Source organism: Aminobacter sp. MDW-2 (genome assembly GCF_014250155.1).
Classification (GTDB): domain Bacteria; phylum Pseudomonadota; class Alphaproteobacteria; order Rhizobiales; family Rhizobiaceae; genus Aminobacter; species Aminobacter ciceronei.
This window is the reverse complement of the sequence record NZ_CP060197.1, coordinates 3,084,585-3,100,730: the sequence shown is the minus strand read 5'-3', so window position 1 is coordinate 3,100,730 and position 16,146 is coordinate 3,084,585. Positions and strand designations below refer to the sequence as shown.

Below are 16,146 nucleotides of genomic sequence, written 5' to 3'. Positions count from 1 at the left end.
GCCCGACGGACATTTGCGCATTGGCAATGCTGAATCCGGCACGCTAGGCAAGATGCAGTCCGATTCGCTACCGACAGGTCCGCCATGAACAAGGCCGCAGCTTCATTTGCCCTCGTTGCCGTGCTGGCGGCCGCACTGACGGCACTCAGCCTCGCCGTTGCGCGGCACGGCTATCCCTTCGGCGTCATCGGCGTGCAGCGCCTCGACGGCATCGCCAGCGCCGATAGCTTCATTCCGCTGGCGGCGATCTACTTCCTTGCCGCGATGCTGATGATGATCCTGCCGCTCAAGGCGGCGAGTATCGTCCTGGTCAATGCTGCCGACACCATCCACTGGATCGTCATCGCCCTGTTCGCCACCATCGTCGGCTGCCTCGCGGCGCGCTGGGTATTCGGCCAGGCCAGTGCGCCTTGGGCCCTGCTCGACTGGCGCTACCTGTTCGTCGCCATCATTGTCGGCTGCCATCTCGCAATGAACGAACTGCGCCGTAACGTCCTGCTGCGCAGCCTCTTCTTCGCCCTCTTCGGCGTGGCAACGCTTGCCTGCCTGTTCTGGTCGTTCCGAATTTGAGGCAGCGCAGGGCCGACCAGAAATAGGACTCCAAGCGACTTCAACCCAATTGAAGCAACAGTCACAGCGGTTTGAAATCTTTGGAGAAGAAGTGGTGGGTGCGACAGGGATCGAACCTGTGACCCGCTGATTAAGAGTCAGCTGCTCTACCAACTGAGCTACGCACCCACTCGCGACCGGTGAACCGACCGTGGCCGGCATATAGCCAAGGCATTTTCGCCTGTCCACCCCACCAGCCGCTTTTTCTTTCAGTCGGCAAAAATAGCTGGGTCAAACCAGCAGAACGCCCTCGGCCACCCTCACCGCGTGTCCGCCGATGCGCGCGGAAGCCAGCTTGCCGCCCGAGATCTCGAGCTCCAGCCTGATCCTGGACGGTCGCCCCATCTCGATGCCCTGTTCGATCCAGAATCGCTGCGCCCCATCGGTCGGCCTGTCGAACTCCATGATCGCCCCAGCAAAGGCGGCAGCCGCCGAACCTGTCGCCGGATCTTCGTAGGATGGGCTGCCTGGAACGATCATCCTCGCGTGGAATGCGTTTTCGTGCCCCACAGTCTCGCGACAATAGACATAGGCGCTGGCCACCGCCGAGTCGTTCTTGCGCGGCGAAAAGGTGAACCAGGCCTCGTTGTCGAATCGAATTCTCGCCGCAACCTTGGTGTCTGCCACCGGCACGGTGATGTAGGGAACGCCCGCAGACCACAGCGATACACGATGGTTCTCAAAGCCGATCTCGTGTGGCGCCAGTCCAAGGGCTGCGGCAACCGCATCGGTGCTGGCGGCCAGCGGCATCGGCTCGGGCAGTTTCGGCAGGTCGAATTCGGCAAACAGGCTGTCGCCAACCTTGTTCACGGCACAGCGCACCAGGCCGATATTCTCTTCGAGGACAAAAATGCCGGCAAGATCATTACCTTGCGCCATCTCGGTCAGCGCGATCGCCGTGCCGACGGTCGGGTGACCGGCAAACGGCATCTCGTAGTCAGGCGTGAATATGCGGACCCGTGCCTTGTGCTTCGGGCTTTCGGGCGGCAACACGAATGAGGTCTCCGACAGGTTGAACTCCCTGGCGATGGCCTGCATCTGCGCCGTGCTCAACCCCTTGGCATCGACGACCACAGCGAGTGGGTTGCCGGCAAGCCTGTTTTCGGTGAAGACGTCGTAGACAAAATACTTGCGTCCGCCCGTCATGTTTGCTCCTTCTGCGCCGGCAACATGAGCGAAATTTAATTTGAATTTCGGGACCACTCAGCCGATCTGTGATTTTAAAGCATGATCGTCAAACTGGCATCCCGGTTTCAGACAAGATCATGCTCGATCGAACCAGCTTAGAGCAGGCTCTAGGCGGATTTTCTGGGACCATCGAAAGGGTCTGGCTTGGACCAGCTGACAAATCGCCCGCAATCGGCGAGCACGCCATCGATAGAGGCAGCCCTCGGCCTCGACGGCAACGGCCGCGCCACGCGCCGCCGCCGTGGCTGGCTGTGGCTGCTGGTGGCGCTGGTCGCTGCGGCTTGCGCCTATGCCGGCTATTCCTGGTTCGCAACGCCTTCCCAGAAGCTTGTCTACACCACCCAGGCCGCCGAGATCGGCGATCTGACCGTCGAGGTGTCGGCGACGGGCAATCTGCAGCCGCTCACCCAGGTCGACATTTCGAGCGAATTGTCGGGTGTCGTCCGCTCGGTCGCGGTGGTCGAAAACCAGCAGGTCAAGAAAGGCGACGTGCTCGCCTCCCTCGACACGACGCGGCTTTCCGCCCAGATCGAGCGTGCCCAGGCGTCCGCCAAGGCTGCCGCCGCCAAGGTCGAAGACACGCGCACCACCTTGTCGCAGAATGCCCAGGCGCTCACCCGCGCGCAGGAACTGGCAAAACGCGGCATGGCCACCACCCAGGCGCTGGAAGCAGCCACCGCCGAGCGCGATCGGGCGCAGAGCGCGCTCGACATGGCCGAAGCCAACCTCGCTATCTCGGAGGCCGATCTCAAGCTGCAGCAGGCCGACCTCGCCAAGAGCACGATTTATGCCCCCATCGACGGCGTCGTGCTGACGCGCTCGGTCAATCCGGGCCAGACGGTGGCGTCCTCCATGCAGGCGCCGGTGCTGTTCGTGCTCGCCGCTGACCTGTCCCAGATGGAGCTCAAGGCGGCAGTCGACGAGGCCGACATCGGTTCGGTGGCGAAGGGTCAGAACGCCCGCTTTACCGTCGATGCCTTTCCCGACCGCAGCTTCAAGGCGACGATCCGCGACATAGCCTATGCCGCTGTTACCACAGACGGCGTGGTCACCTACAACGCCTGGCTCGAAGTCGCCAATGACGAGCTGCTGCTGCGCCCGGGCATGACGGCGACGGTGTCGATCGTCACCCGGGAGGCCAAGGATGTGCTGACAGTGCCAGCCACCGCCTTCCGTTACCGCCCGGCACCTGTTGCCCGCAGCAGTGGATTCAGCCTGCAGAACCTGTTCCTCGGCCGTTCCAATCGCGGCCCGACCGACCGCAGCCGTCCGGCCTCGACGCCTACAGATGGCCTGCGCACGCTCTATGTGCTCAAGAACGGCGCGCCGGTCGCGGTCAGGGTCAAGACCGGCTCCACCGACGGCGATCGCACCGAGATCGTCTCCGGGCTTGCGGTCGGTGATGCGGTCATCACCGCCTCGTCGTCCGCAAGGGCCAATTGAGCTGGTCGTGGAAACCCCTGTGATAACCACCGCGCCGCTCATCCTCTTCGACAAGGTCTGGAAGACCTACGGCCAGGGCGAAGCCGAGGTGCGTGCCCTCGCCGGCATCGATCTCGCCATCGCGCAAGGCGAGTTCGTCGCCATCATGGGCCCGTCCGGTTCCGGCAAGTCGACAGCGATGAACATTATCGGCTGCCTCGATACGCCCACCTCAGGGCGCTACGCCTTCATGGGCACAGACGCCGGCCGGCTCGACCGCAACCGCCGCGCCGTCTTGCGCAATCTCTACATCGGCTTCGTCTTCCAGGGCTACAACCTGCTGCCGCGCACCACGGCTGTGGAGAACGTCGAGCTGCCGTTGATCTATCGCGGCGCAGCCGCGCATGAGCGCCGCGCGCTGGCCATGCAGGCCCTTGCCGAGGTTGGCCTCGAGGGCCGTGAGCACCACACGCCGGCCGAACTCTCCGGCGGTCAGCAGCAGCGCGTGGCGATCGCGCGCGCCATTGTCACTCGGCCCACCCTTCTTGTCGCCGACGAGCCGACGGGCAATCTCGACACTGCCCGCAGCCACGAGATCATGGAGCTGCTGACCCGCCTCAACGAGGAGGCCGGGCTCACCATCGTCATGGTCACCCACGAGGCCGATATCGCCGCCTATGCCGGACGCACCATCGCCTTCCGCGATGGCCACGTCGCCTCCGACACCAGAAAGCTGGAGGCAGCATAAGTCATGATCTGGGAGACCGTCCGCCTCGCCCTCCGCTCTGTCCGCCGCAACGCGCTGCGCTCGTTCCTGACGCTGCTTGGCATCGTCATCGGCGTCGCCGCCGTCATCGCCATGCTGACAATCGGCAGCGGCACCACCGAGAAGGTCAAGACCGACATCTCGCAGCTCGGCAGCAACCTTCTGATCGTCCGCGCCGGCCGTCCCGCCGCCCCCGGCTCAGGCCCGCAGCAGACCATCCGCCAGCTCGGCGACAAGGAGGTCGCAGCCCTCACCGCCCATCTCGAAGGCGTACGTGCCGTCTCGCCGGCGTCGCAGAAGCAGGTGCGCGTCGTCTTCGGCACCGAAAGCCTGACCTCGTCCATCACCGGCACCGACAACGCCTATCTCGACGCCCGCGACTGGAAGGTCGCTTCGGGCCGGCCGTTCAGCGAGTCCGAGGTGCGCGGCGGCGTCAATGTCTGCCTGATCGGCGAAACCTTGCGCCAGCAGTTCTTTGGCGCCGGCGATCCCGACGGCGCCGCCATCCGCGTCGGCCGCGTCAGTTGCAAAGTCATCGGCCGGCTCGCGCCGAAGGGTTATTCCGGCTTCGGCCAGGACCAGGACAATGTCGTGCTGATGCCGCTTCAGGCGTTCCAACACCGCATCGCCGGCAACCGCGACATCGACAACATCTATGTCGCCGCCGATGACGTGACGCCGACCTCGGTCGTCCAGACGCGGATCGAGGACATCATGCGCGACGTCAGGCGCGTCACCGCCGACCGCGAGGACGATTTTTCCGTCCGCGACATGACCCAGATCGCCGATGCGATGGCCAGCGCCACCGCCACGATGACCGGCATGCTCGGCGCTGTCGCCGGCGTCAGCCTGCTCGTCGGCGGCATCGGCATCATGAACATCATGCTGGTGTCGGTCACCGAACGCACCCGCGAGATCGGCATACGCCTCGCCATCGGCGCGCATGAAAAGCACATCCTGATCCAGTTCCTGGTCGAAGCAACCGTGCTGTCACTGCTCGGCGGGCTGATCGGCATCGCCATCGGCCTGACGCTGGCGGGCGTCGCCTCGCTGGCGCTATCCATCCCGTTTGCGCCGAGTCTGGCGGTCGTGCTGCTTGCCGTCGGCTTCTCGGCGTTGATCGGCATGGTGTTCGGTTTCTTCCCAGCGCTGCGCGGCGCGCGCCTCGATCCGATCGAGGCGCTCAGGCACGAATAGCCGAAGCTACTTCTTCAGCAGCGTGTTTGCCGTGCCTTCCTCGACCTGGTCGATGACAAGCAGCTTGACCGGCTCGGCACCGACATTGGCGCCCTGATGCCACGTGCCGAGCATCTCGACGATGAAGTCGCCCGTCTTGTAGCTGGTGCTCTTGCCGGTTTCGGCATTGGTCACCTGCAGTTGGCCCTCGAGCACATAGGCGTAGCGCGCCGACGGGTGCATGTGCACCGGCAGCGACGCCCCGGGCGGGATCTCGAAGGAGGAGACCAGCACCTGCACGTTCTTCTGCGGCAGCACGATCGGCTGTCCGTTCGCGGTCACCGTCGTCGACGCCAGCGGCGTCACGACAACCTTGGCAGCAGGCGTGTTGTCGAGAGCATGGGCACTGGCGCTCAGAGCCAGCGCAATGGCGCCAGCGAAAAAACTTGCACGTGCTGGAAAGCTGGCCATCGAATCCCCCCGAAATGCCGCACAAGGTCTGCGGCAACTTGTGACCCAGCGGCATGCGGCCCGCAAGGGCTTCGGCAGGTCGGCGACGGCTGGTGGCGTCAGCCGCGTGAAAAATGCCATTCCACCAGCGCGGGCATATGCGGAATCAAATTGTCGGGCAGATCGTCCATGCCGCGGATGATGACAGGCCCTTCGATCTCGGGCTCCGCATCGGCCGCCACAAAGCGCTCGATGCGCGCGGCCACCTCGTCGGCGGTCTCAGTGAGATGGTAGCAGCGCACGATCGCCGTGCCGGTGTCCCCAGACAGCGCATAACAGCGTTCTTCGCCGCGAGCCTCGCCAAGCTCGAGCCCGGTCTCCTCGCGAACCTCGCGCGCCATGTTGTAGTTGAGGTCGACGAGCCCATCACAAAAGTCTTCCGGCTCGAACGAGCCGGCGGCGAAATAGACCTTTCCCGCATTGACCGTATGCGCGCCCATGCGGATCGCCACCAGCGCATTGTCGCTTGAGATCAGCATGGCGTGCGCGAAGGAATGTTCGGCACTGGTGAGCGGTTTCAGCTTTCGCCACAGCATGAAGGTCGAGAAGCGGACGGCGTGGCAGCGTCCCACGAGCCGGTTGTCGCCATAGGCAAGCTCCGACAGGAGCACCACCGTGCCGTCGAACATCGCCGGCGTCAGTGCCTTTTCAGCCGCCCAGTTGGCCAAGATCGCCTCGGCATTGTCGCGCTCGAACGGGTGCGGCTCGGCATCGAGGCGCACGTCGACGACGTCGACCGGCAGGATCTGGTTGCGTGGAATGTCGAATGCCAAGGAAATCTCTCAGGTAATGCTCAACGTCACCGCAACCGGGCAGTGGTCGGAGGCCTTCGGCCGGTCCCAGCCGGCGCGCGGATAACGGTCCACCTCTTGCCCAGGCGGGAAGATGGTGCGCCAGGGCTGGCCGCGCCGCACGATGTCGGGCACCGCCTGCTCGTTCGTCCGTGCCAGCGACGGCGAAAGCAGGATGTAGTCGAGCTGGCACAGATGCCGTTCCAGCGGTCCACGCGTGTGATAGAGTGTCCAGCGGTCCATCTCCTGTCGCCGCGCGACAACGTTTTCGGCAAAACCATCGGCGAGGAACACGTCGAGGCAGGACGCCGTCTCCTGAACCGGCGTGAAGCCGTAGCCCTGATAGGCATCGCCCGAGATCACCAGCCGCTCGCGATAGTCGTTCATGTCGCCGCAGATCACCCAGCGCTTGTCGGCTGCATGGTCCTTGCCGAAACGGTCCTCGATGATCCGCCGGACGGCCTTAGCCTCGGCGACACGGATCGGCATCGTCGCGTCACGGCCGTTCAGCCCGTTGCGCGGCGAGCCCATCGACTTGAAGTGCACCGAATAGATGGTCAGCGGCTTGCCGCCGATCTTGACGTCGATCTCCAGGCAGTCGCGCCGGAAGATGCGCTCGAACGGCTCCTGGCCGAGACTGGCGAGTTCCGGCGTATGCAGCCCGAGCTCCTCGAAGGTGACATGGGCATGGCTGGTCATGCGCACGAACTCGATCGGTTCGCCATGCGCAGTCTCAGCCCGCATCATCACCGCAACGTCGATGCCGCGCGAATCATTCCCAGAGGTGGTGTATTTGTGCTGGTAGCCTTGCCCCACCATCTTGAACAGATAGCCGTATTCGAAGGCCTTCAGCGCTTCGATGTTGTCGACTTCCTGCAGGCAGATGATGTCGGCGCGGGTCTCGGCGATGGCCAAGGCCGTCAGCTGGCGCATGTCGTCGGCGTGCGCGATCGCGCGCGCCTGCTCAAGCAGCCGATACTCAGCCTCGCTATGGATTTCGAACAGGGCAAGTGTCCGGTCCTCGTTGAGCTGATTGCGGTAGCCGGAATAGTCGAACCTGTTCATCAGGTTCTCGACATTGAAGGTGGCAAGGCGCAGCGACATGCGCCGAGCATTGCCTTCATGTTGGCCCAAACACAAGAGCCCAGCCCACAAGCCCACGGGAACTCGGCGTTCATTTCCCGTTCAGGCTGAAAGGCGGAATATGCCTGATCTCCATCGAAATTTGGGGGCATGGAGCCTTTGGGATTCGGACTCAGGAGACGATCATGAACCTCTCATCCCTTGCACGTTCCGGGCTCGTCGCGCTCGGTCTCGTCACCGGCCTGCCGCTGGCTGCGTCGGCTTCGCCAGCCAGCCTGGGCCAGATGCCCTCAATTGTTCCGCAGGCGCCGCAGAATATCATCCTCGCCCAGAGCCATTTCTGCCCGCCCGGAAGCGGATGCTATGGCCGCCGTGATGGCCGGCGCGATGGTTGGCGTGGCGACGGTTGGCGCCACAAAAACTGGAGCGGCGACCGTTGGCGTGACGACTGGCGCTGGCGCCACCGCCCGCACCGCCGCCATTTCAGGAGCGGCATCTATCTGAACTTCGGCATCCCTGCTTACCGCTACTACGAGCCGCGCTACTACCAGCCACGCTATGTCCAGCCGCGCCGCGTCTATCGTGGCGGCGGCTCGCCGCACGTCCAGTGGTGCTACGACCGCTATCGTTCGTATCGGGCCTGGGACAACACCTTCCAGCCTTATAACGGTCCGCGCCGGCAGTGCTGGTCGCCCTATAGCTAGGCGAAGCCGAAACAACGGAGACGGCGTCGCACCTGCGGCGCCGTTTTGCTTCAAATATGACTTCAGGCTAATAAACAACAGCTACAAGCTGTTGTTTACGTATCATGTGTAGAACCAAGAATACCGGGAGGATTTCTATTCTGGGTTGAAATTACATGACGGCAGACAACGCCGAGATTGCCGAAAACGAACTGCGCCGGGAGCGACGCAACCGCGTCCTCAAGGGCGCTGCGATTCTGACCGGCATCACCAATTCGGAAACCCGCTGCACCATCCGCAACATGCATACGAACGGCGCCGAGATCAAAATCCCCGCGGAAAGCCGCGTCCCCGACCAGTTCCTGCTCTATGTCCCCGTCGACGGCATCGCTTATCGCTGCATCGTGCGCTGGCGCAAGGCCGACCGCCTCGGCGTCCAGTTCGAAGGCACCGAACCCAAGCCGCACTGGCATTACGGCTGAACCCCCGATTCCCAGTCGATAAAAAAGGCCGGCAGATTGCTCCACCAGCCTCTTTTTGATTTTCGAGCCAATCGCCCTGCCGAGCCTGGGGCCGGCAGGGTGACGCGGACTTCCTAGTTCTTGGCCTCGTCGACCAGCTTGTTCTTGGCGATCTCCGCGCGCCAGCAGGGCGTAGCCCGAGGACGCGTAACGAAGGAGACCTGGATCGTCTCAGTTCTTCGCCTTGTCGACCAGCTTGTTCTTGGCGATCTCCGCGCGCCAGCAGGGCGTAGCCCGAGGACGCGCAACGAAGGAGACCTGGATCGTCTCAGTTCTTCGCCTTGTCGACCAGCTTGTTCTTGGCGATCCACGGCATCATCGCGCGCAGCTTCGAGCCGACTTCCTCGATCTGGTGGCTGTCGTTCATGCGGCGGATGCCCTTGAAACGAGCGGCGCCCGAACGGTATTCCTGCATCCAGTCGGAGGTGAACTTGCCGGTCTGGATGTCCTTGAGGACGCGCTTCATCTCGGCCTTGGTCTCTTCGGTGATGATGCGCGGGCCGGTCACGTACTCGCCCCACTCTGCGGTGTTCGAGATCGAGTAGTTCATGTTGGCGATGCCGCCTTCATAGATCAGGTCGACGATCAGCTTCACTTCGTGCAGGCACTCGAAATAGGCCATCTCGGGAGCGTAGCCGCCCTCGACCAGCGTCTCGAAGCCGGCGCGGATCAGCTCGACAAGGCCGCCGCAGAGGACGACCTGCTCGCCGAACAGATCGGTTTCACACTCTTCCTTGAAGTTGGTCTCGATGATGCCCGACCGGCCGCCGCCGACGCCGCATGCATAGGACAGGCCGAGATCAAGCGCGTTGCCCGAAGCGTCCTGATGCACGGCAACCAGGCACGGCACGCCGCCGCCCTTCTGGTATTCGCCGCGCACGGTGTGGCCCGGGCCCTTCGGCGCGACCATAATGACGTCGACGGTCGACTTCGGCTCGATCAGGCCGAAATGCACGTTGAGGCCGTGGGCGAAGGCGATCGCTGCACCATCACGAATGTTCGGAGCGATCTCGTCGCGGTAGATGTCGGCCTGCAGTTCGTCAGGCGTCGCCATCATCATCAGGTCGGCCCACTTGGCGGCTTCAGCAACCGTCATGACCTTGAGGCCGTCGGCCTCGACCTTCTTGGCGGTCGCAGAGCCAGCCTTCAGACCAACAACCAGTTCCTTGGCACCCGAATCCTTGAGGTTCAGCGCATGCGCGCGGCCCTGGCTGCCGTAGCCGATGATGGCGACCTTCTTGCCCTTGATCAGGTTGAGATCGGCATCGCGATCGTAATAGACACGCATTGGTGGGTTCCTTCCCGGTTTTTAAGTCAGAGGGCCTTGGGCCCGGTTTTCGCTCCATGAAGAGCAAGAAACTGCTGCGTTGCGCGCACGGCGTCGCCGTCGATCCCCGCCTCAGTCAATTCCAGCCGGTCGCCGAGCAGCAGACGGATCTGCACGTCGCGGGCGACCAGCCCAAAGAATGTCCGGAATGCCGTCTCGGCATCATCGAATTCGAGCAGGCCCGCCTCGCGCCCCGCTTCCAGCACCGGCTTCAGCCTGCGCCCCAGCGCAAAGCGGCCGCGCTCCAGCACGATGGCGCCAAGGTCGCGCTTGTCCGATCCGGCATGCACAACGCCAACCCTATTGAGCGCGATCGAAGTGTCGCTCGAAATCACCCGCAGCCAGTCGGAAGCGAAACGTTCGAGGCTCGACGTCAGCGACGCCAGGTCCAGTCCCTTGCGGTCGACCGGCGGCACACGCACCTTCGAAGCCTGCCACTGCACGGTCGCGGTCAAAAGCCCGTCACGGTCGCCGAACCACTTGTACAGCGTTTCCTTGGAGCAGCTGGCGCGGCGCGCAACGGCCGTCATCGTCAACCTGTCGCCCTCCTCGACGAGCAGGCGCAGCACCGCGTCGAGCACGTCCTGCTGACGTGCCGTCGGTCCCTCGCCTTCCATCATCTCAGTTGTCGTCTGCAACATCGTTCCAAGCCTGCCACGTCACGCCGGCTCGCTTCGAACAAGCCGTACCGTACGTTACGGTTCGGTTGATAGCGCAATTGAAGGCAGCCCTGCAATCGGATTCTTCGCATCGCTTGCAATTATCTGGTGACCGCCTTGACGGAAGCCGCCCCTGCGGAAACTTGCCGTCTGGCCGCCTCAGGAACCACCGAGATCGACGGTCTCGGCCAGGAAATCGAGCAGCGCCCTCACCCGCGCCGGCACCGGGCCGCCATTGCCAAGAAACACCGCGTGCACATCCTCGAGATCGCCGGGATTGGCCTCTTCGAGAACGTTGGCCAATCTGCCTGCCGCCAGATCGTCGCGCACCTGGAACGCGGCAATGCGCGCCAGTCCGATTCCGGCCAGCGCCAGTTCGCGCAACGCCTCGCCGTCGCTGGCCTGGACGTTGCCTGTGGGCGTGACGTCCACGACAGCGCCGCCCTGCAGCACCGGCCATGCCGGCATGGTTCGGGCATAGGACGGCCCGAGCAGATTGTGCCGCTTCAGTTCGTCGGCGCTACGCGGCATGCCTCGCATTGCGAAATAGGCGGGCGCTCCGACGATCATCATCCGCGTCGCGCCAAGCTTGCGTGCGACAAGGCTCGAGCTTTTCATCGGTCCGGCTCTGATCGCCACATCGGCGCGTGCTTCCAGAAGATCGACGACAATGTCGGACAGGGCGATATCGACGGAGATCTCGGGATATCGTGCCAGGAACTGCGGCAACAGCGGCAGCAGGAAATGTTTGCCGAACGGCACGTTGGCGTTGACGCGCAGGCGCCCGCGCGGCGCCTCGCCGGCTGCCGCGCATTGTTCCGCCTCCTTGAGGTCGGCAAGGATGACGACGCTGCGCTCATAGAACGCACAGCCCTCAGGCGTCAGTTGCAGCCGCCGCGTCGAGCGGTTGACCAGCCGCGTGCCGAGCCGGTTCTCCAGCCGCGACACCAGCTTGCTCACCGCCGAAGGCGACATATCAAGCGCGCGTGCCCCAGCCGAAAAGCCACCGCTCTCCACAGCCCGGACAAACACTTCCATTTCGCCGAAGCGGTTGACGTCCACGCGCATCATTGTGAATTCACGTCACAGATCCTTCGCCAGAGCGACGTCTACTTCATCTAGTTGGCCGCGTCCATATCAAGGCTCTCACCGGAGACTTGGACGATGAAACAGAACACTGCACTGATCGTCGGCGCCCATGGCGTCATCGGCAGCAATCTCGCCAGCCACCTGGCAGCACTCGGCAACTGGGACATTGTCGGACTGTCTCGGCGCGGCGGTTCGAGCCAAGGCTCAGTCCGTCACATCGCTGTCGATCTGCTCGATATCAGGGACGCCAGGGAAACGCTCGGCGGCCTCCACGACGTCACTCACATCTTCTACGCCGCCTATCAGGATCGGCCGAGCTGGGCCGAGCTCGTCGAGCCCAACGTCGCCATGCTGCGCAATGTCGTCGACACGGTCGAACCGATCGCCAGGAACTTGCGCCACATCAGCCTGATGCAGGGTTACAAGGTCTATGGTGCGCATCTTGGGCCGTTCAAGACGCCGGCACGCGAGACCGACGCCAACCACATGCCGCCGGAGTTCAACGCTGACCAGCAGGATCTTCTCGAAGACCGGCAGATGGGCAAGAGCTGGGGCTGGTCGGCGCTGCGTCCTTCGGTGGTCATCGGCCAGGCGCTTGGCAACCCGATGAATCTCGCCATTGCCATTGCCGTCTATGCTTCGATGTCGAAGGAGCTTGGCCTGCCGCTGCGCTTTCCCGGCAAGGCAGGCGCCTATGACAAGATCATCGAGATGACCGACGCCGGCCTGCTGGCGCGGGCCACCGTCTGGGCCGCGACAGACGAACGCTGCGCCAACCAGGCGTTCAACATCACCAATGGCGACCTGTTCCGCTGGAACGAGATGTGGCCGAAGATCGCCTCGAGCTTCGGCATCGAGACAGCCCCGCCCTTGCCGATGTCGCTCGACACCATCATGGCCGACAAGCAGCCGCTGTGGGACAAGATGAAGGCCCGCCACGGCCTCGCCGACACACCCTATGCCGATGTGTCGTCATGGCGCTTCGCTGACTTCGTTTTTGGTTGGGACTACGATTTCTTCGCCGACGGCACCAAGGCGCGGCGCTTCGGCTTCCACGACTTCGTCGACACCGAGGAGATGTTCATGCGCACCTTCAGTGAGTTGCGCCAGCGCCGGATCATCCCCTGATCCGACGGGCCGCCGCCTACTGTCCGTAGGTTGCGAGATAGTGCGGAGGAATGGCTACCGGATACAAGGCGCCGGACAACGCCATGACAATCAGCGCCGCCAGCAGCGCGCCCACTCCGGCAGCACCTCCAAGCAAGGCCGTCCCCAGCGCGGGACGGCTGGCCAGGGAGCTCCAGTATGCCGCGCAACCGACATGGACGAATAGCGAGAGAACCCCGAGAAAATAGTAGGGCGCGAAGAACCAGTGCCAGGGCGGCGCAAAGAAGCCAGCGGCGGCAAAGCGAAAGTCAGTGTCGAGACCAAAGACTGTGCGTCCGGCGATGACGGCCCCGATATGGTTGACCAGGAAGAAGGCGAGATAGCCACCCGACGCCGACTGTAGCCAGGCGACGGTTCCCGTTCGCCTCGCCCAACCGCGCACCAGCATGGTGAGCCCGCTGCCGACCTGCCACAGGATGAGGCAGACCAGCGCCACCTCGACGAAGGGCTGTCGATAGAGCTGCCGTGCTTCGGCCATGAAGGCGATGTGGGTCTCCTGCCCGCTCAGGCCGGCAAGATGATTGGCCATGTGCAGCAGCACGAACAGGCCGATGAACAGCGCCGACGCGCGATGCAGGCCGCGCAGCCTCGGGCGCGCCGGTAGATCTTCCATTCATCCCCCTCAGTCGGCCGCCGCATCGTCGGCCGCAATGCTGCAGAATGCCTGATCAGTTCAGCTTGACCAGGGCCACGCGCCGGTTCTTGGCCCGGCCTTCGTCATTGTCGTTGCTGGCGACCGGCGCCATCATGCCGGCACCCGCTGCAGTCAGCCGTCCGCCGTCGATGCCGAATTGCGAGACAAGCGCTGCTTTCACCGCAGCCGCCCGGCGATTGGACAGGTCGATATTGTAGTCGAACTTGCCCTGGCTGTCGGTATGCCCGACAACGGCCACCGCCAGCGCCGGGTTGTCACCCAGAAGCTTGGCGATCTCCTTCAGCGTCGGTCCTGACTCCGGCTTGATGTCGGCCTTGTCGGTGTCGAAAAAGATGCCGTAGAGCGAGATGCCGCCGCTGGTCGACAGTGTATCAGCCATCTTGGCTGCCTCCACCACAACCATCTTCTTGTCGCGCGCCTTGGGCTCCACCACGTGCACGATGGCGATGGTGCGCGCATTCAGCGCCTTGCAGTAGAGGTCGTCGAGCAGTTGGAAGGTCTGCACCGTGACATAGGCGTCGCCGCCGTCACGCGGCACCTTGGCGCTGAGATAGCGCTGGTCGGCAACCCCAGACGAGGCCACGCAGGCGGCATTGGAGAACGCCTCGACGCCGAGGGCGCTGTCGTAGAAGAAGTTCATCATCAGGCTCATGTCGCCGCCGCCGCTCGAGGCCGAGCGCGAAGCGTCGCCACCGCATTCCTCCTTCTTGCATTCGAACACGACCTCGCCGCCGGCCGCCTGCACCACGTCCTGGTAGTTGCGCAGCACTTCGAGCGGCGAACGGCCGTCCGGCAGCACATAGAACAGCCGGGTGAGCGTGCCTTCAATCTCGTCAGCCTTCTCCGGCTTGAACACCCTGTTGTTGTTCTTGTCGCGCTTGTCCGGATCGGGATCGGCCTTAAGCGGCGAAAGCGGCACGCTGAAATCAGTGTAGTCGAGCTTCTGGTGGTAGACGATGAACGAGCCTTCGTAGCGCTTGGCAAGCGCGTTGTCGGCGGAACCTTCGATGTCGGCGGAGGGCACCGTCGCATCGGCAAGCGCTGGCATGCAGCTGACGGCGAGCAATGCCAAGCCTGCCGCTGCCTTTCGAAATCCACGCACCATAAGTCCCCGCATCGCACGCCCCCCGGTTGAATGTGACGCAAGGTAGCCACAACCGCAGCATGGCTCAAGCAAGGATGCGAACTTGCTTTTCTTCGCTGCGCTCCGTCCAGTCCGCTTCCTTGAGTCCGGCCGACGCGAACGGATCGATCAGCGTGCCGGCGACAATCGAGGCCAGCAGTTGCGGCGCCGGCGGCAGCTTGGCGACCGTCGCCACCAGCCGGTCGCGCAGAAATGGCAGCAGCACCGAGTCGGACTGGTAGAATGGCGTAAAAGCCAGCGACAGCGCCTGGAACAGCCTAAGGTGCCGGCGCCGGGTGCGAACATAGGCCGTAAGCGCTGCCTCCGTGTTGCTTGCCTGCCGCAAGGCGTGCGCAAGTGCAGCAGCGTCCAGCAAGGCCATGTTGGCACCTTGACCCAGTTGTGGGCTGGTCGAATGCGCGGCATCGCCGATGACGGCAAGGCCCCGCGCCGCCGGCGGCAGTAGCGTGTGATGGCCATAGCGGGCCAGTGTCAACTGGTCGAAATCCTCAATCTGGTCGAGATAGGACTGGCTTTCAGGCCAATGCCCTGCCACCTCGGCCTTCCAGGCGTCCAGCCCAAGGGCCTGCACGCGCTCGGCATGCGCCGGCTTCAGGCTCCAGAAGAACGCCGCCATCTTGCGCCCGCCTGGCTCGGCGCGGCCGATCGGCAGCACCCCGATCATGATGCTGGCACGGCGATAGCGCTGGGTTAGCGAGTGTTTGTCGAAGCCTTCGCCCTGCCAGTCCAACGAAGCCCAGAACGCGCCATAGGCCAGCGGTTTCGGCTCGCCCGCGAGGCCGGCGCTACGCCGGATCTTCGACCTTGCGCCGGTGGCATCGACAACGAGGTCGAACGATCCAAGCTCCCGCCCTGCGGCGTCGACAAGCCGTGTCTGCTCGCCCGGAACCACGGCCTCCAGCTCGGCAGCGGTGACGATGTCGATGCCTTCGCCCAACACTGCCCGGTACAGCACGCCGAACAACGCCGCACGGTGGACGGCCAGGCCAAACCGCCCACCCGGCCGCGCATCGTAACGCACGTCGAGCACCGTGCGCCCGCTCACGGCATCGGTGCCGTGCAACCGGTCGATCCGGCTTCCAAGTTGTGAGATTTCGCCCAACAGGCCGAGATCGGCCAGCACCGAAAGTCCGGTCGGCTGCAGGATCAGCCCGGAGCCCAGCGGCTTCGGCTCGACGAAGCGATCATGGACAGTGACCCGGTGCCTGTCGCGCTTGAGATAGAGTGCCGCTGCCAGTCCAGCAGGCCCGGCTCCGGCGATTGCGATGTGAAGTTTTCGAGTGCCCATCTGCCTTCCGTCCATGACGCATGGTTCACGGACGGAACATGTACTGGCAATGCTACTTTTTGCCCCGC

17 protein-coding genes and 1 tRNA gene are annotated in these 16,146 nt (G+C 63.8%); 7 read left to right on the top strand and 11 right to left on the bottom strand.

All coding sequences use genetic code 11. The features are described from left to right. The first annotated feature begins 84 nt into the window (after positions 1-84). Positions 85-570 (top strand): hypothetical protein, encoded by a 486-nt coding sequence (locus H5P29_RS15160; protein ID WP_067960634.1) that lies wholly within the window; start codon positions 85-87, stop codon positions 568-570. A gap of 92 nt (positions 571-662) precedes the next feature. Here the strand turns inward: H5P29_RS15160 and H5P29_RS15155 are convergent. Then, positions 663-738 (bottom strand) — tRNA-Lys (locus H5P29_RS15155). A 102-nt stretch (positions 739-840) separates the two neighbouring features. Next, positions 841-1,755: a PhzF family phenazine biosynthesis protein gene (locus tag H5P29_RS15150; RefSeq protein ID WP_067960631.1), complete on the bottom strand. Its 915-nt coding sequence runs from the start codon at positions 1,753-1,755 to the stop codon at positions 841-843. A 186-nt stretch (positions 1,756-1,941) separates the two neighbouring features. Between H5P29_RS15150 and H5P29_RS15145 the strand changes: the two genes are divergently transcribed. Genes H5P29_RS15145 through H5P29_RS15135 form a run of 3 tightly spaced genes read left to right on the top strand, consistent with a single transcriptional unit; the run spans position 1,942 to position 5,182 of the window. Beyond that, positions 1,942-3,240 (top strand): efflux RND transporter periplasmic adaptor subunit, encoded by a 1,299-nt coding sequence (locus tag H5P29_RS15145; RefSeq protein WP_154383868.1) that lies wholly within the window; start codon positions 1,942-1,944, stop codon positions 3,238-3,240. Between the two features lie 22 nt (positions 3,241-3,262). Further along, the gene (locus H5P29_RS15140) at positions 3,263-3,967 is read left to right on the top strand and encodes an ABC transporter ATP-binding protein (protein ID WP_210328476.1); all 705 of its coding nucleotides are present in this window, start codon (positions 3,263-3,265) and stop codon (positions 3,965-3,967) included. Positions 3,968-3,970: 3 nt separating this feature from the next. After that, positions 3,971-5,182 (top strand): ABC transporter permease, encoded by a 1,212-nt coding sequence (locus H5P29_RS15135; RefSeq protein WP_154383866.1) that lies wholly within the window; start codon positions 3,971-3,973, stop codon positions 5,180-5,182. A gap of 6 nt (positions 5,183-5,188) precedes the next feature. Here the strand turns inward: H5P29_RS15135 and H5P29_RS15130 are convergent, their stop codons facing one another. From H5P29_RS15130 to H5P29_RS15120, 3 genes are all read right to left on the bottom strand, one after another. Beyond that, positions 5,189-5,632, bottom strand: coding sequence for a cupin domain-containing protein (locus tag H5P29_RS15130; protein ID WP_154383865.1), 444 nt, complete (start codon positions 5,630-5,632; stop codon positions 5,189-5,191). Positions 5,633-5,730: 98 nt separating this feature from the next. Beyond that, complete coding sequence (locus H5P29_RS15125; RefSeq protein WP_154383864.1) at positions 5,731-6,444, bottom strand: hypothetical protein; 714 nt, start codon at positions 6,442-6,444, stop codon at positions 5,731-5,733. 9 nt (positions 6,445-6,453) lie between these two features. Beyond that, positions 6,454-7,566, bottom strand: coding sequence for an endonuclease/exonuclease/phosphatase family protein (locus tag H5P29_RS15120; RefSeq protein ID WP_067960614.1), 1,113 nt, complete (start codon positions 7,564-7,566; stop codon positions 6,454-6,456). Positions 7,567-7,730: 164 nt separating this feature from the next. Here H5P29_RS15120 and H5P29_RS15115 point away from each other — a divergent pair, with 164 nt between their 5' ends. After that, positions 7,731-8,249: a BA14K family protein gene (locus H5P29_RS15115; protein WP_154383863.1), complete on the top strand. Its 519-nt coding sequence runs from the start codon at positions 7,731-7,733 to the stop codon at positions 8,247-8,249. A gap of 155 nt (positions 8,250-8,404) precedes the next feature. Beyond that, a complete protein-coding gene (locus H5P29_RS15110; protein ID WP_154383862.1) occupies positions 8,405-8,710 on the top strand; it encodes a PilZ domain-containing protein in 306 nt (101 codons plus the stop codon). A gap of 307 nt (positions 8,711-9,017) precedes the next feature. Here the strand turns inward: H5P29_RS15110 and ilvC are convergent, their stop codons facing one another. The 3 genes from ilvC to H5P29_RS15095 all read right to left on the bottom strand — a co-directional run bounded on the left by ilvC (position 9,018) and on the right by H5P29_RS15095 (position 11,806). Next, positions 9,018-10,037: a ketol-acid reductoisomerase gene (gene ilvC / locus H5P29_RS15105; protein WP_067960608.1), complete on the bottom strand. Its 1,020-nt coding sequence runs from the start codon at positions 10,035-10,037 to the stop codon at positions 9,018-9,020. Positions 10,038-10,063: 26 nt separating this feature from the next. After that, positions 10,064-10,717 (bottom strand): TetR/AcrR family transcriptional regulator, encoded by a 654-nt coding sequence (locus H5P29_RS15100; RefSeq protein ID WP_067960605.1) that lies wholly within the window; start codon positions 10,715-10,717, stop codon positions 10,064-10,066. Between the two features lie 177 nt (positions 10,718-10,894). After that, complete coding sequence (locus H5P29_RS15095) at positions 10,895-11,806, bottom strand: LysR family transcriptional regulator (protein ID WP_067960604.1); 912 nt, start codon at positions 11,804-11,806, stop codon at positions 10,895-10,897. Positions 11,807-11,899: 93 nt separating this feature from the next. Here H5P29_RS15095 and H5P29_RS15090 point away from each other — a divergent pair, with 93 nt between their 5' ends. Further along, the gene (locus tag H5P29_RS15090) at positions 11,900-12,952 is read left to right on the top strand and encodes an SDR family oxidoreductase (protein WP_067966347.1); all 1,053 of its coding nucleotides are present in this window, start codon (positions 11,900-11,902) and stop codon (positions 12,950-12,952) included. 16 nt (positions 12,953-12,968) lie between these two features. Here the strand turns inward: H5P29_RS15090 and H5P29_RS15085 are convergent, their stop codons facing one another. Genes H5P29_RS15085 through H5P29_RS15075 form a run of 3 tightly spaced genes read right to left on the bottom strand, consistent with a single transcriptional unit; the run spans position 12,969 to position 16,078 of the window. Continuing rightward, complete coding sequence (locus tag H5P29_RS15085; RefSeq protein WP_067960600.1) at positions 12,969-13,604, bottom strand: hypothetical protein; 636 nt, start codon at positions 13,602-13,604, stop codon at positions 12,969-12,971. A 55-nt stretch (positions 13,605-13,659) separates the two neighbouring features. After that, positions 13,660-14,763, bottom strand: coding sequence for an OmpA family protein (locus tag H5P29_RS15080; RefSeq protein ID WP_246786986.1), 1,104 nt, complete (start codon positions 14,761-14,763; stop codon positions 13,660-13,662). A gap of 52 nt (positions 14,764-14,815) precedes the next feature. Continuing rightward, positions 14,816-16,078 (bottom strand): NAD(P)/FAD-dependent oxidoreductase, encoded by a 1,263-nt coding sequence (locus H5P29_RS15075; protein ID WP_154383861.1) that lies wholly within the window; start codon positions 16,076-16,078, stop codon positions 14,816-14,818. Between the last annotated feature and the right edge of the window lie 68 nt (positions 16,079-16,146).